Annotated in this window: 11 protein-coding genes; 3 read left to right on the top strand and 8 right to left on the bottom strand. The window is 39.6% G+C overall.

The features are described from left to right. The first annotated feature begins 9 nt into the window (after positions 1 to 9). A complete protein-coding gene (yegQ, locus tag R3F25_03405; protein MEZ5495861.1) occupies positions 10 to 1362 on the top strand; it encodes a tRNA 5-hydroxyuridine modification protein YegQ in 1353 nt (450 codons plus the stop codon). 458 nt (positions 1363 to 1820) lie between these two features. On the opposite strand, the gene R3F25_03400 is transcribed toward yegQ, so the two are convergent. From R3F25_03400 to R3F25_03375, 6 genes are all read right to left on the bottom strand, one after another. After that, positions 1821 to 2147 (bottom strand): hypothetical protein, encoded by a 327-nt coding sequence (locus R3F25_03400; protein MEZ5495860.1) that lies wholly within the window; start codon positions 2145 to 2147, stop codon positions 1821 to 1823. Positions 2148 to 2237: 90 nt separating this feature from the next. Next, a complete protein-coding gene (locus R3F25_03395) occupies positions 2238 to 2465 on the bottom strand; it encodes a type II toxin-antitoxin system RelE/ParE family toxin (protein MEZ5495859.1) in 228 nt (75 codons plus the stop codon). A gap of 57 nt (positions 2466 to 2522) precedes the next feature. Then, positions 2523 to 2786, bottom strand: a complete 264-nt coding sequence (locus tag R3F25_03390) for a ribbon-helix-helix protein, CopG family (GenBank protein ID MEZ5495858.1) — start codon at positions 2784 to 2786, stop codon at positions 2523 to 2525. A 199-nt stretch (positions 2787 to 2985) separates the two neighbouring features. Further along, on the bottom strand, positions 2986 to 3471 hold the full coding sequence (locus R3F25_03385) for a hypothetical protein (protein MEZ5495857.1): 486 nt from the start codon (positions 3469 to 3471) through the stop codon (positions 2986 to 2988). Positions 3472 to 3541: 70 nt separating this feature from the next. Next, positions 3542 to 4423 (bottom strand): prenyltransferase, encoded by an 882-nt coding sequence (locus tag R3F25_03380; protein ID MEZ5495856.1) that lies wholly within the window; start codon positions 4421 to 4423, stop codon positions 3542 to 3544. A 12-nt stretch (positions 4424 to 4435) separates the two neighbouring features. Continuing rightward, positions 4436 to 4966: a TlpA disulfide reductase family protein gene (locus tag R3F25_03375; GenBank protein MEZ5495855.1), complete on the bottom strand. Its 531-nt coding sequence runs from the start codon at positions 4964 to 4966 to the stop codon at positions 4436 to 4438. A 122-nt stretch (positions 4967 to 5088) separates the two neighbouring features. Here R3F25_03375 and mutS point away from each other — a divergent pair, with 122 nt between their 5' ends. After that, on the top strand, positions 5089 to 7629 hold the full coding sequence (gene mutS, locus R3F25_03370; protein ID MEZ5495854.1) for a DNA mismatch repair protein MutS: 2541 nt from the start codon (positions 5089 to 5091) through the stop codon (positions 7627 to 7629). Positions 7630 to 7867: 238 nt separating this feature from the next. Here the strand turns inward: mutS and R3F25_03365 are convergent, their stop codons facing one another. Continuing rightward, entirely contained in the window at positions 7868 to 8560 is a 693-nt protein-coding gene (locus R3F25_03365) for a hypothetical protein (protein ID MEZ5495853.1), read from the bottom strand. A 223-nt stretch (positions 8561 to 8783) separates the two neighbouring features. Between R3F25_03365 and R3F25_03360 the strand changes: the two genes are divergently transcribed. Beyond that, positions 8784 to 11534 (top strand): pitrilysin family protein, encoded by a 2751-nt coding sequence (locus R3F25_03360; GenBank protein ID MEZ5495852.1) that lies wholly within the window; start codon positions 8784 to 8786, stop codon positions 11532 to 11534. A gap of 63 nt (positions 11535 to 11597) precedes the next feature. On the opposite strand, the gene dnaE is transcribed toward R3F25_03360, so the two are convergent. Then, on the bottom strand, positions 11598 to 15071 hold the full coding sequence (gene dnaE / locus R3F25_03355) for a DNA polymerase III subunit alpha (GenBank protein MEZ5495851.1): 3474 nt from the start codon (positions 15069 to 15071) through the stop codon (positions 11598 to 11600). Between the last annotated feature and the right edge of the window lie 102 nt (positions 15072 to 15173).

Below are 15173 nucleotides of genomic sequence, written 5' to 3'. Positions count from 1 at the left end.
TTGCCAGCCATGAAAACTACCGAACTCCTATCCCCAGCCGGGACATATAAAAACATGCAATATGCATTTGCCTATGGCGCAGATGCGGTTTATGCGGGCCAACCGCGATATTCTTTGCGTGTGCGTGAAAATGATTTCAAAAATGTCGAAAGACTTGCTGAAGGTATCGAAGAAGCACACCGCCTGAATAAATTGTTCTTTCTGGCTTCCAATCTGGCTCCACATAATAATAAAGTCCGAACTTATTTGAATGATTTGGAACCAATCATTGCCATGAATCCGGATGCTTTGATTATGTCTGATCCGGGCTTAATAATGATGGTTCGGGAAAAGTGGCCGGAGATGCCGATTCACTTATCTGTACAAGCCAATGCAGTGAATTTTGCAACGGTTAAATTCTGGAAAACTATGGGTTTAACCCGAATTATTTTATCCCGAGAATTATCTCTGGATGAGGTTCGGGAGATTCGTCAAGAATGTCCTGATATCGAACTGGAAGTTTTTGTTCATGGAGCTTTGTGTATTGCTTATTCCGGTCGTTGTTTATTGTCAGGTTACATGACACATCGTGATTCCAATCAAGGGGCTTGCACCAACTCCTGTCGCTGGAAATACAATGCTATGGAAGCTGAAGAATCTGATACCGGTGATGTGATTCCGATTCATCAATCCTCTGGAACAAACCATCATAAACCGCATGAAAATGACGATGAGAATCCGATGTTTTTACTGGAAGAAGAAGGTCGTCCTGGTGAATTGATGCCGGCTTATGAAGACGAGCACGGAACTTATATCATGAATTCCAAGGACTTGCGTGCGGTTCAGCATGTCAAGACATTAATCGACATGGGAATTGATTCGCTAAAGATTGAAGGTCGCACCAAATCTCACTTCTATGCCGCCAGAACCACTCAGGTTTATCGCCAAGCCATTGACGATGCACTTGCGGGTCGTGAATTCGACATGGGATTGATGGACACTCTGGAAGGCATGGCAAATCGTGGATTTACCGAAGGCTTCTACCGTCGCCATCCTACCAAAGAATTCCAAAACTACGAATCCGGATTTTCGGGTAGCGACAAACAACAATTTGTCGGCGAAGTCATGTCTTATGACAAAGATGCCGGCTTATTAAAAATTGATGTCAAAAACAAATTTCTGGTTGGCGACAATTTGCAACTGATGACTCCGACAGGTAACGTCAATTTCAATTTGACAGACATGATTGGCAAAAAAGGCGAAAAGTTGGATTACGCTCCAGGTTCAGGATATGTGGTTGATTTGCCGGTGCAAATTCCTGAAAAGGATTTAAATCAAATTGATTTTGGATTGTTGGTGAGGTATTTACCGAATCAAGGGTGATTCCAGATTCCAGACTTAAATCAGAAAATTTCGAATAAGTCATTCCCAACTTGATTGGGAATATAGTCTTTCTTTAATGTTACTTTGTTGCCACCCAACAAAGTAACCAAAAAAGGGTGCCCCGAACTCTCAACCTGCGGTTTCCCTCAATATTTCCGAAAATTTGGCGAGGTATTTGAACTCGCTTCGCTCAAACATAAATACCTCGTAAATCCAAATTCTCAGAAATATTTCGGTGAGAGTAAAGGGGATAAAAAAACGCCGTCATACTGAGCGAAGAGACAATCTCCCAACGATTCTGTGATTTATTACTATGATAATTGGGTAATTGGCTATACAAACTTAGCCCAACCAACCCGCTCCAAATAACATCGTAGGTACAAGCTAACTTGTTGATAGTTTTTGCTGTGATGCGTCAAATAGTCGGATATGGCAACTTGTTGAGCATTTATACACTTCTACTTTACAATCATATTATTCAGATTAGGCATTTCACCATGTTTGACATGTAAAAAACTATCAAGCATTCTTGACCAGTCACAACTTTCAGGATCTTCAATATACCAGCAATGGTGCTGAAACTGCTCAAGTGTTAGCCCATCTGAATTATTAACAAAGTTTAATAAGGCAGTTGCTATTTCATAACCCCAATCGAGAGCAGCTTTCTCATTAGGTGCGTCTATGTAGACAGCAGTAGCTGCTTCATAGTCTTCCACATATCCCTTTAACCAATTTTCATAGTCTTTAGGATAGTGATATATCATCCCAATTAAGTATTCGTTCATATTGATGCATAATGTGAAGCTAATCTGCCAGCGTTTTCATGCTCGGGATTGGCCATAAAATGGCTTTTTTGTTTTAGGTTCTGGTACATACTATAAGTTTCGTTCATTTTCTTTATCATGCCAGTTTCTCAATATATAAATCGCTTCTTCAGTTATCAGATAACGAACAGTATAGTCGTTTATAAACAAATCACGAATTTGTGATGGACCTGGTGCTCTCATTACAGACAGCCCAATTTCCGGAAATATTTTTAACTTCTCCACACCTTCCTGAATATCTATTGCGATTCGACGGGCAGCATACGGATTTTTTTTCAACAAAATCCACCACTCTTTGAAGATCTGTAACCGCCTCCGGCGAATACTTTATCTTCATTACTTTGGTGTTGAAAGACGATTTTTAGTACCCCAACTATTCAGCCATGCATTGACATCCTCTTCATCAATGGAATTTCCTGACATGATAGACTCCAACGCTTGCAGCGTATCCTGCCATCTGGAGTCTTCCAGACTTTGTCGGGCAATAAACTCCTTAATTGCCTGATTTATCAGATAACTTTTACTTCTATCCAGCTTTTTTGAGAGGGCCTCCAATGGCTTTTCCATTTCTTCTGGAATCCGGATGCTGGTAATATTCATAAGAAATCACATTATTGTAGTTGAATGTATTACATATTAGTACGCATGGAATAAAAATGCCAGATGAATTGATTAGTTTTGTCTCAAAATATCCATGATTCTCGCCTTTGAAGTTGTCATCAAAATTCTTTCCAAATAAAGTTCTGGTTACTTTGCTTTAAATGAGTAAAGAAAAGTAACATACACGATGAATCACTTATCAACAATTATCGCTTTTTAACTCTTCCAGAAATGTCTTTAACAGATTGGCATTCATTACATTGCCAAAGTGTGCGGATGCGGATTCAAGGGTTTCGATTTGTTTTTGCAAGGTTTTAATATCATTTTGCCAGTAGGCAATATAACCGAGGACATAGTCGTTCCAGTTAAAGCCATCGCTTTCTTCAGTTCTAATTGTTGATTGGGCATATTGGATGGCTTCGTCAAAATTCCCAAGTTCGCCTAAGAGTTGTGCAATGTGCCAGCGTAATGAGTCTTCTTGGGAATTATTTGCTTTGATGTAATCTTTTACAAGCTGAACGGCTTCGGTTTTACATTGTTTTGCGAGTGCTCTGAATCCGGAACCTTCGGTTTGGTCGAATTTCTGATAGGAAAGTTTCATATCGGTTTCCAGGTGTTGCTGATAAAGTTGCTGACAGTCAACTGTTGTCACATTGAGTTGAGTTGTAAGAAGTAACCAAAGCATTTTTTGTCCCCAAGTATTGTTATTTACAATTTTTCGACTCTTTTCATCATCGGAAGTTCAGCTGAATTATTTACAAAAGCAGAGAAATTCCAAGTAAAAGGGGGACACTGAGAGTTGTAATCACATTCATTGCCAAAATTTGCGGATATTGGCCAATATGTTCACCATAACGAAATGCGCCTCTGATGGCATTAATTGCCAATGGGAAAGGTAAAAGAGCTATTAAACTCAGTTTCGGAATCACTCCCAAAGTTACAAGAACAATAATCAGCCCAAATGTCAGAAGTGAAAACACAGTGTAGATGATGCTGGCAGTTTTCACACCATAGGCAATCGGAATATGATTTCTGCCGACTTTTTGATCGGCTTTGATGTCGGGATATTGGTTGAGCAATAATAAATTATTCACCAGTAAGAACGGAACTAAAGCCAGATACCATGATAATTGGGCAAACTCTCCGCTTAAAACATAAACCGTTCCGACTACGAATAAAATTCCAAAGCCTAAACCCGGAGCAATCAGACAAATCAACGGACTTTTATTAATCCATGAGGTGTATGTCACAATCAATATGACTCCTATGAATCCAATCGGTAAAACTTCAAATCCCAGTTGATAAACAAAATACAAGCCAATCAAAACAGTCACGAATAAAGTAAACATTCCCACTATTAAGACATGGCTCAATGATTGCGGATTGGCAACCAAAGCTCCGCTCCCACCACTGAATGGCGTGCGTTGTGTCATTGCATCCAAACCACTTTTGAAATCGAAATATTCATTCAGAGTATTCACGCTAATATGTGAAGATAGAGCGGCTAATGCAATCAAAATCACTGTTGATACATTCACCTGAATCCCTTGAAAAATTGCTATCGAAACTCCCAGAAAAATACAAACCGGTGTTAATATCAGGAAAGGTAATCTCATAGTTGCGAGAATTGTGTTCATTGGCTTCTCCAGTTAAGTTCTTAATCTTAAACCAATTTCTGTCGAATAACCCACGGAACGGTGCGTCACCCGACCATCTTCATCAATTACAAAATAGGTCGGAAAGCCTTTGATTTGATAATCTTCCATTTGTTGATTCGTTCCATAAAGGACAGGAATATTCAATTGTAATTCATTGGCAAAATCCTGAATTTCAGCCGGATATTCATAACTCAAACCAACTGCCAGTATTTCCAGCTCATCATTCGTTCTTGCTTCGCGCAAATCATTCAAGTTACTGGCACTCAGATGGCACACATTGCACCAAGGTGCAAAAAAATAAACCACCACTTTTTTACCTTTGAGGTCTGATAATTGATAATTTTCACCGCTTAAAGACTTCAGGTTAAAGTTTGGTGCAGGCTGTTCATTTGCTGCTAAAGTTCCACGATTTTGATACCAGGAAAAAGCCCATAGGATCGCCACAATGATTGAAATTTCAAATAATATGGACGCCCATTTGTTATCCTTGATGAATTTAATTATTTTTTTAATATTCTTCATGATTTATAATTATTCTTCCGATTTAGACATTCTATCACCCAAAAGACGGATGAATCAGTTAAAATCTTACATTTTTTTCAAACTAAGACTTTCTCAAAACAAGGATTAAATATTTCAGTGATATGAGTCAGACACAACACACTCCGATGATGCAACAATACCTCAAAATCAAAGCCGATTTTGTGAATATGTTGCTGTTTTATCGCATGGGTGATTTTTATGAACTCTTTATGGATGATGCGATTGAAGCATCCAAGTTGCTCGATATCACCTTGACTTATCGTGGGAAAAGCAATGACAAGCCAATTCCCATGTGTGGTGTTCCTTATCATTCAGTCGAACCTTATCTGGCAAAATTAGTAAAAAAAGGACAATCGATTGCAATTTGTGAACAAATCGGCGATCCAAAGACATCCAAAGGACCGGTTGAACGTAAGGTTGTTCGCATTATTACTCCAGGAACCGTGACTGAAGAAGCCTTGATGGATGCCCGCAATGAAAGCCTGCTCATTGCAATTTTTAGCCATAAAAATGGTTACGGACTGGCAACCTGTGAATTCAGCTCCGGCAGAGTGAACGTACTGGAAGTTGCTAACAAAGAAACTTTGCTGGCTCAAGTGGAACGACTGGCTCCGAGTGAAATTTTACTTGAGGAAGATTGTAGCTTAATTAATGAATTGAGCCAGTTTCCGCTTTCGCAAAGACCATCGTGGGATTTTGATAAAGACACCGCCATGCTGGTCGTTTGCAAGCATTATCATACGCAGGATTTGAAAGGTTTTGGCTTGGAGGAATCTTCGCCGACAGTGAATGCCTTAGGATGTTTGTTCAATTACATTGAGCACACGCAAAAATCCGTGATGAAACACATTCAACCGATTCAAACCGAATTATTGGATGAATTTCTGCATTTGGATGCAGGAACACGAAGAAATCTGGAAATTGAAATCAACAATCACGGCGAAACCAAACACACTCTCTGTGAACTACTGGATTGTACAACAACAGCTATGGGGTCACGGAAACTGCGTCGCTGGATTAAACAGCCTTTGCAAAATCGTGAAAGACTGAATCAGCGTCTGAATCTCATCACAGTAATTATGCAGAATCATTTGACGATAGAAATTCAGGACATTCTCAAAGGCATTGGTGACATCGAACGCATCAGCACGCGAATTTCCATGCTCACCGCTCGACCCCGGGATTTAATAACTTTATCGCAATCATTGAAACAAATTGATCCGATTAAACAACTGCTCAATCAAATTAACGATGATGAAATCAATAATCTCAATAATAACCTGCAAACACATAGTCATATTATCGAATTGATTGATAAAGCCATCACAGAGAATCCACCGATGGTGATCCGGGATGGCGGAGTGATAGCCAACGGTTATCATTCTGATCTGGATGAACTACGCCGAATCAGCACCGATGCCAGCCAATATATGCTGGATTTTGAACAAGGAGAAAAAGATTCCAGCGGAATTTCAGCTCTGAAAGTCGGCTACAATCGTGTGCACGGCTATTATATTGAAATTTCCAAGCTGCATTCGGACAAAGCACCGGAACATTATATCCGCCGTCAAACCCTGAAAGCAGTGGAGCGTTACACCACACCTGAATTGAAAAAATTTGAGGATAAAGTTCTCAGCTCCAAAGAAAAATCTTTAGCATTTGAAAAAGAGCTTTATCAGGAATTATTGGAGTCATTTGCTGATGATATTGCTTACTTGCAAAAGACCGCTCAAAATATTGCAAAACTCGATGTCATTACCAATCTTGCAGAAAGGGCAAGCACTTTAGATTTTTGTCGTCCGCAATTAACTGATGATAACTGTATCGAAATTCACAAAGGGCGCCATCCGGTTGTTGAGCAAATTCAAAACACACCGTTTGAGCCAAATGATTTGAAACTCGATAAAGATACGCAAATGCTGATTATTACAGGTCCGAATATGGGTGGTAAATCGACTTATATGCGTCAAAATGCCTTGATTGTATTGATGGCAGGGATTGGCTGTTATGTTCCGGCAAAATCGGCAAAAATTGGCAAAATTGACCGGATTTTTACCCGGATTGGTGCCGGAGATGATCTCACCAAAGGTCGTTCCACCTTTATGGTGGAAATGACCGAAACTGCCAATATTTTACACAATGCCACAGAAAATTCGTTAGTTCTCATGGATGAAATCGGTCGTGGCACATCCACTTATGACGGTCTTGCTTTGGCTCAGGCATGTGCATTGCATTTGGCACAAATTAACCAGTCATTTACATTATTTGCCACTCATTATTTTGAACTGACTAAGCTGGATGAACAAATTAATAACATTGCCAACGTGCATCTGGATGCGATTGAACACAAAGATACCATTGTTTTTCTACATTCCGTAAAAAATGGTGCGGCTTCACGCTCTTATGGATTACAAGTTGCGGCTTTGGCAGGAATCCCCTCAAAAGTTTTACAAAATGCCAAGTCCACACTCAAACAATTAGAACAAAATAATCATTCAAATGAACCCGTTCCAGTTCAAACTTCATTTTTCGATGCCATTCCTGAAGAATCTGCCGTAGAAAAAGAACTTAAACAAATCAATCCGGATGATTTAACCCCACGCCAGGCTTTGGATTTATTGTATAAGTTAAAAAAAATATAATAAAACTCAAACAAAGTATCCAACTAATTTCTCATTTAATAACAGGCATTCAAATGCTATGCCTTTTTGAATATTTGCCTGTTTGTTTTTTTGAATTTCTGAGATCCAGTCAATTCAAATTGTTTCTCAGTTCCGAAATTAGTTGGTATTTCTATCAGGGCTAGCTTGCCCTGTACCTGATGCTATGCAACTAAAGAAATTTTTTTAAAGCCTTGCTGAGATAGTAATTACTCAGTAATTAATCAGTAACCAACTGATATTTGATATCATCAAGAATCATTTTTTTATAATCTCTGAAAATAACATGATGATCTCCATCCACACTTACAAGTTCAGCTGAGTTAGTGTGTTTTTGTATTTCAGAAATTGCAAATTCACCCCCGCTAAAACTGACGACATTATCAGTCTTTCCGTGATAAGCCTTCACTTTACATGAATAATCTGTATTGATATTGTCTGGCAATATATCTTTTCTTAACATGCCTGAAATCGGCATAATTAATGAATAACGATTACATTCAGTTAAAGCAGAATAATAAGCAACAACTCCACCTCCTGAGTAACCTAACAGCAAAGGTTTATGTGAAGGAGAATACTCTTGATAAACATATTCTGCAAAAGATGCTATTGTAGAACTGTATCGTTGCAGTTCGTGTTGTATATAGGGCCAGTATTTATCAGGGGCTTCAATCAGAATCACTCTGGCATGAACACCAGACCCTTCAAAAGTATGTTTATAAAAGTTTTCTACCGTATCTCCATTACCATGAAGAGCTATAACTATCGGCAAATCATCATCCGAAGAACCTGTCGGATATCTAATTTGATATTTAATTTCAGTATTGGTAACTGAGTCCGTAAATGAAGGTGTTTTCAGAAGCCACCATGCAATAACTATTAAAATAAATAAAATGATTATATTTTTTTCCATATTAAGCTCCCCAACTTGCATTAATCTTGAGATGATAACTTTTTATTATAATTGAATGATTCCTAGAAAAACAATATGGCGAATGACATGTTTTTTGATTAACAAGTCATGGAAAATCTATCATTAAGAAACAAAATAATCAGCAATCCATGACTTATGGACTAGTGTTTCAAACATTATCTTTCGGTAAAATCAGAAGTTTTAAATAACTGAGGAAACATTAATGTTAAACAGGATAAAATTGACGTTATTATTGGTACTGGTTTCAGTCTCACAATTGACGTTAGCTAAACTTCCTAAGGGAGTTGAAAAAATTACTTCGGTTGAAGGAATTACAGAATACAGACTGGATAACGGTTTGCAGGTTTTGCTATTCCCAGACCCGACACAGGAAACCATTACCGTAAATATCACTTACAAAGTTGGTTCCAAGCATGAAAACTACGGTGAAACCGGTATGGCTCACTTACTTGAGCATTTGGTTTTCAAAGGAACACCCAACCATAAAGATATTCCCAAAGAACTAACAGACCACGGTGCAGAGCCGAATGGAACAACATGGACTGACCGCACCAATTATTTTGAAACATTCACTGCAACTGATGAAAATCTAAACTGGGCTTTGGACTTGGAGTCTGACAGAATGGTGAATTCTTTTATTGCCAGAAAAGATTTGGATAGCGAAATGACCGTTGTCAGAAACGAAATGGAGAATGGTGAAAACAACCCAATCCGTGTTTTGATTCAACGTATGATGTCCGTTGCATTTGACTGGCACAACTATGGTAAAAGCACTATCGGTGCACGCTCCGATGTTGAAAATGTGGATATCAGCAATTTACAAGCATTCTACAGAAAATATTATCAACCGGATAATGCTGTTTTGGTTGTTGCCGGTAAAATCAATGAAGAAGAAACTATCAAGTTAGTCAAAAAGTATTTCGGTAAATTAAAACGCCCTGATAGAAAACTGGCAAAACTTTATACACAAGATCCAATTCAGGATGGTGAAAGACAAGTGACTATTCGTCGTCCGGGCGATGTTCAGGTTTTGGCATCGATGTATCACATTCCTGCCGGAAGCCATGAAGACTTCCCGGCAATGGAAATTTTGACGAATATTCTTTCTGATGAAAAATCTGGACGTTTACACAAAAATTTGGTTAAAAAACAATTGGCAGCGAATGCATTTGGTTTTCCATTCCAATGGGCTGAGCCGGGAATTGTTACGTTCATGGCACAAGTTGCGAAAGACAATGACATAGCTCCGGCTGAAACAGCAATGATCGAAACTTTGGAAAACATCAAAGAAAACTCAATCACTGAAGAAGAATTAACAAATGCAAAAGCAAAAATTATCAAAGAAATTGAATTAAGTTTCCAATCTTCTGAAAGAATTGCTAAAAATCTGAGTGAATGGGTTGGTATGGGTGACTGGAGATTATTCTTCCTGAATCGCGACCGCATGGAAAATGTGAGCTTGGAAGATGTTCAACGCGTTGCAGAAGAGTATCTGGTCAATGACAACCGTACTTTAGGTTTATTCTTACCGGAACAAGAGCCTGATCGTGCTGACTCTCTAGTTTATCTCAGCGAAGATGATATTGCGAAAATGCTGGACGGATACAAAGGACGCGAAGCCATTGCTCAAGGTGAAGACTTTGATCCGACACACGATAACATTGACAGTCGCACAACATTGAAAAATCTGAATAACGGCGCAAAAGTTATTTATCTTCCTAAGAAAACTCGTGGAGAATCTGTTGTTGTCAATATCAATCTCGACTTTGGTAACTTAGAAAATTTATTCAACAAAGGCATGATCGGCAGCTTTGCTTCGTCCATGCTGAATCGTGGAACTGAGAAATACTCACGCGAGCAATTACAGGCAGAGTTTGACAAATTAAAAGCGGATGTATCCGTTTATGGAAGCTCAACCGGAACTTCTATTTCTGTTAAAACTGTTCGTGAAAATCTTCCACAAGTTCTCGATTTGGTTGATGAAATGCTGAAGACTCCGGTATTTGATCAAAAAGAACTGGATGTATTGAAGCAAGAACGCATTGTCGCTTTAGAACAGCAAAAACAGCAACCTCAAGCACAGGTTTTCAAACAATTAAGCAAATATCTCAATCCGTTTGAACCGGGTCATCCACGCTACTCCATGAGCATTGATGAGGAAATTGATGCGATTAATGCGGTAACAACCGACAGCTTGAAACAATTCCACGCACAAATCATGGGTGCTCAGGATGCAGACGTCGGAGTCGTCGGCGACTTTGATATTGATACCATTCAGGAAAAACTGAATTCAACACTTGGCAAATGGAACAGTCAAACTCCTTACAGCCGAATTCCAAACAAAGTGGCGGAAGTGGATAGTGTCAATGAATTTATCAATACGCCTGACAAAGCCGGAGCGGCATTCGCAGCGATGGTGAAAATCAAGATGGATGACAATCATCCCGATTATCCGGCTCTGGAAATGGCGAATCAAATGTTCGGTGGCGGATTTATTTCCAGCCGTCTGGCGAATCGTCTGAGACAGCAAGATGGTTTGAGTTATGGTGCCGGTTCATTCTTCAATGCCAGTTCCTATGATGAAGTCGCAACATTTGGTGCGTATGCCATCTGTGCTCCTGAAAATCTGGAAAAAGTGGAAATCGGCTTTAAAGAAGAACTGGACAAAGTGATTGAAGGTGGTTTCACCCAGCAAGAACTGGATGATGCGAAAAAAGGCATGTTGCAAAACACTCGCATTGACCGCGCCAAAGATGGTCGTTTGGTTCGTACTCTTGCAGGAAACCTAGATTTAGGCAGAAACATGCAATGGGATAAAAAATTCGAAAAAGCCATCGAAGATTTAACCCTATTACAAGTGAATATGGCTGTGAAGAAATATTTCAAACCGGAAAATATTTCAATCATGAAAGCCGGAGATTCCGCCAAAATCAATAAAACTGACGAAGAATAAATAACTTCTAAAGTTTGATGAAACTAAAGCCTGTGGAGAGTTTAACTCTACCACAGGCTTTTTTTATTTAATGATGACTTTCTCAACTTGAGGCAATAATCCAGCTTCATTTAAAAGTTTCCACGAAGGACGAATTTTGTAGTTTTCGCCGAGTTTAATATTTGAAACAATGCCATTTTGTTCGTGATGGATATAAATCCGCGCTTTGCCTTTACCATGAGTTTCTATCAAATTGATTAGCTGCTGTGAGAATTTTTGATAATCAGGTGTGGAAGTGATGAAGCCGATTTTACTGCAATAGGTCGCGATGGCTTCATTAAGAGTGAGAATTTGATTAGCACGAATGATATAACGATTAGAAAAACTATCAACTCCGGCATCGCCTGTGATGATTACAATTTCATCTTTGAGCATCTTTTCCTGATTGGCAAAATAACTTTCTCGGAAAAAAGTGGTTTCAATTTCGGCTTCCTCATCAGAAATCAAAACCGTCGCTGAGTTTTCATTTCTGACTCGGACGGAATTTATCAATCCGGCAACAACAACAGGTTTTCCCGAAAATTTACGGTTGCGATTTTCATCATTATCAGTCGGTGTAATATCTTTTGGTTTTTGTGCCAAAACTGATGAGATGGTTTGTGGAATAATGGCTGATAACCATTCTCTGAGCAAAGAAACAGGATGGCAACTCATGAAGTGACCGAGCATATCTCGTTCATGAAATAGTTTTTGGTTTTCCTCAAAATCATCAATTTCAGGTAACGGGATTGGCATCTCGTTGGTTTGTTTCACTGAGGACATGGCAAATAAATCAAATTGTCCGGATTCTTCGTCCTGATTTTTCTGCAATGCAGCTTTGATTATACCTTCCATGCCTTGCATGAGTGCTTGTCTGTTCGGATGTAACTCATCAAAAGCACCGCATAAAATCAACGCCTCTAAAGTTCGTTTGTTCACTTTATGTAAATCCACCCTCACGCAGAAATCATAAATCGAGGTGAACTCGCCGTCATTCTGCCTTTCCAGCATCAGACTTTCAACTGCACCTTTACCAACACCTTTAATCGCACCCAAGCCATAAACAATAGCGTCTTTTTCCTTGGTCCCTTTGAAATAATAATCGGAATGGTTAATGTCAGGCTTGAGAACAGGGATTTTCATCGACTTGATGTCTTCAATGATATGAACCACTTTATCGGTGTGATCCATATCCGCTGATAAAACGGATGCCATAAATTCAACCGGATAATGGGCTTTCAGCCAAGCGGTTTGATAGGCAATCAAGGCATAAGCGGCCGAGTGAGATTTGTTAAAACCATAGCCGGCAAAGGTTTCAATCATACTGAAAATGTATTTGGCTAAGGATTCATCAACATTGTTTTCCACCGCTCCATCGACGAATGTTTTTTCCTGTTTTTTCATCACTTCGGGAATTTTCTTACCCATGGCTTTCCGCAGAATATCCGCAGCTCCCAATGAGTAACCACACAACACCTGAGCAATACGCATGACTTGCTCCTGATAAAGGATCACGCCGTAAGTTGGTTTTAAAATTTCCTCAATTTCAGGGTGCATGTAATCGGGCTCTTTGCGACCGTGCTTACACTCCACATAGGTATCAACCATTCCCGAATCCAGCGGTCCGGGACGGTACAACGCCACCAGTGCAATAATTTCACCGAACGAGTCAGGAACCAACCGCTCAATCAACGCTTTCATACCGCCGGATTCCAACTGGAAAACCGCTGTGGTTTGGCATTTCTTTAACAGCTCAAAAGTTTTGCTATCATCGAGTGGAATTTTGCTGATGTCAACCGGATGCTTATAAGTGGCATTGATAGCTCGAACTGCATTGTCGATAATTGTCAGAGTTCTTAATCCGAGAAAGTCAAACTTCACCAAGCCAATGGTTTCCACATCGTCCTTATCGAACTGACTGAGAATTCCTTCCGAATGATTGTCCTTATAAACCGGACAAAAGTCGCTCAGTTTGCTTGGAGCAATCACTACACCACCGGCATGTTTTCCGGTGTTTCGGGTCAAGCCTTCCAATTGCAAAGCCATATCCAACAATTCTCCCGCATCTTCATCAGTTTCTTTTAGCAAACTCAACTCACGGGATTCTTCCAGAGCTTTGGGCAATGTAATTCCCAAATCATTCGGAATCAATTTGGCAATTCCATCGACCATCGGATAAGGGTAACCCAAAACCCGACCGGTATCTCTAACCACCGCTTTGGCACTCATGGTTCCAAATGTGATAATCTGGCTAACTTGATTCGCTCCATAGGTTTTGGTGACATATTCAATCACTTCATCCCGTCTGTCCATGCAAAAATCCACGTCAAAGTCAGGCATGGAAACCCTTTCCGGATTCAAAAATCGTTCAAACAGCAGTTCGTATTTCAACGGATCTAAATCAGTAATTTTTAGCACAAAAGCAACTAAAGATCCGGCTCCCGAACCCCTGCCCGGTCCAACCGGAATTTCATTATTTTTTGACCAGTTTATGAAGTCGGCAACGATTAAAAAGTATCCCGGAAAGCCCATTTGCAGAATAATATCGACTTCAAATTTCAGTCGGGCGTAGTAATCTTCTTCACTGAATCCTTTTGCTGTTCCGTTTTTTTGTAAAAATTGTTTCAGGCGCTCTTTTGTAATTCTGCGGAAATATTCACCCTCGGTTTCGCCTTCAGGAATTGGAAAAGCCGGTAGATAATATTTACCAAACTCAAATCCAAAATTACAGCGTTTGGCAATTTCAACATTATTTTGCAGGGCTTGTGGAATATCCTCGAACTTCTCCAGCATTTGCTGAGGCGTTGCCAAAAACTGTTCTCGGGTGTAATTCTTCTCTCTACGAGGATCAGCGACTATTAAACCTTGATTGATACAAACTCTTGCTTCGTGTGCATTAAAGTCCTCAGGCTTGAGAAAACGGGCATCATTGGTCGCCACTAACGCGACATCATGATGAGCTGCAAGGTAAATTGTCGCCTCATTGTGCCATTTTTCATCCGAGCGGTTCACTCGGGCAATGCTCAGATAAAAACGATTGCTAAAAATTCTTTTCCACTTTTCAATCTTTTCAGAAGCCAGTTCCAGCTTTTTCTCAAGAACCAATTGTCCGATATCGCCTCTTTGATTGCAGCTGATGGCAATCAAACCCTCGTGATGACTCGCAATCCACTCCTCCCTTAGCATCGGTCGGTTTTTGTAATAACCATTCTGATGAGCCTGAGCAATCAACTCGCTTAAATTGAGATAACCTTGATGATTCATACACAAAAAAGTCATTGAATACATGTTCTCATGCTCATCCAGAACCAACACTTCTGCACCTAAAATCGGCTTAATACCAGCAGAAACCGCTGCTTTGTAGAATTTCACCGCAACAAACATATTATTCAAATCACAAACACCAATAGCCGGTATATTGTTTTGCTGAGCATGAGCAACGATTTGCTTGACCCGGATTGTCGAATCAACAATGGAAAACTCTGAGTGAATATTGAGATGTATAAAACCGCTGCTCATCAGCTATGAAAAATCCTTGCCTGTTTTTTTAAATTTGTGACATGGCATTTTATTCGATAGCAGTTTTTTATGCTATGGTTTGGAAAGAGAAATTATGTTCAT

This window comes from Gammaproteobacteria bacterium (assembly GCA_041395445.1).
In the GTDB taxonomy this organism is placed as follows: domain Bacteria; phylum Pseudomonadota; class Gammaproteobacteria; order Xanthomonadales; family Marinicellaceae; genus NORP309.
Note: the sequence above shows the minus strand (reverse complement) of the source record. Positions and strands in the feature narration are given on the sequence as shown.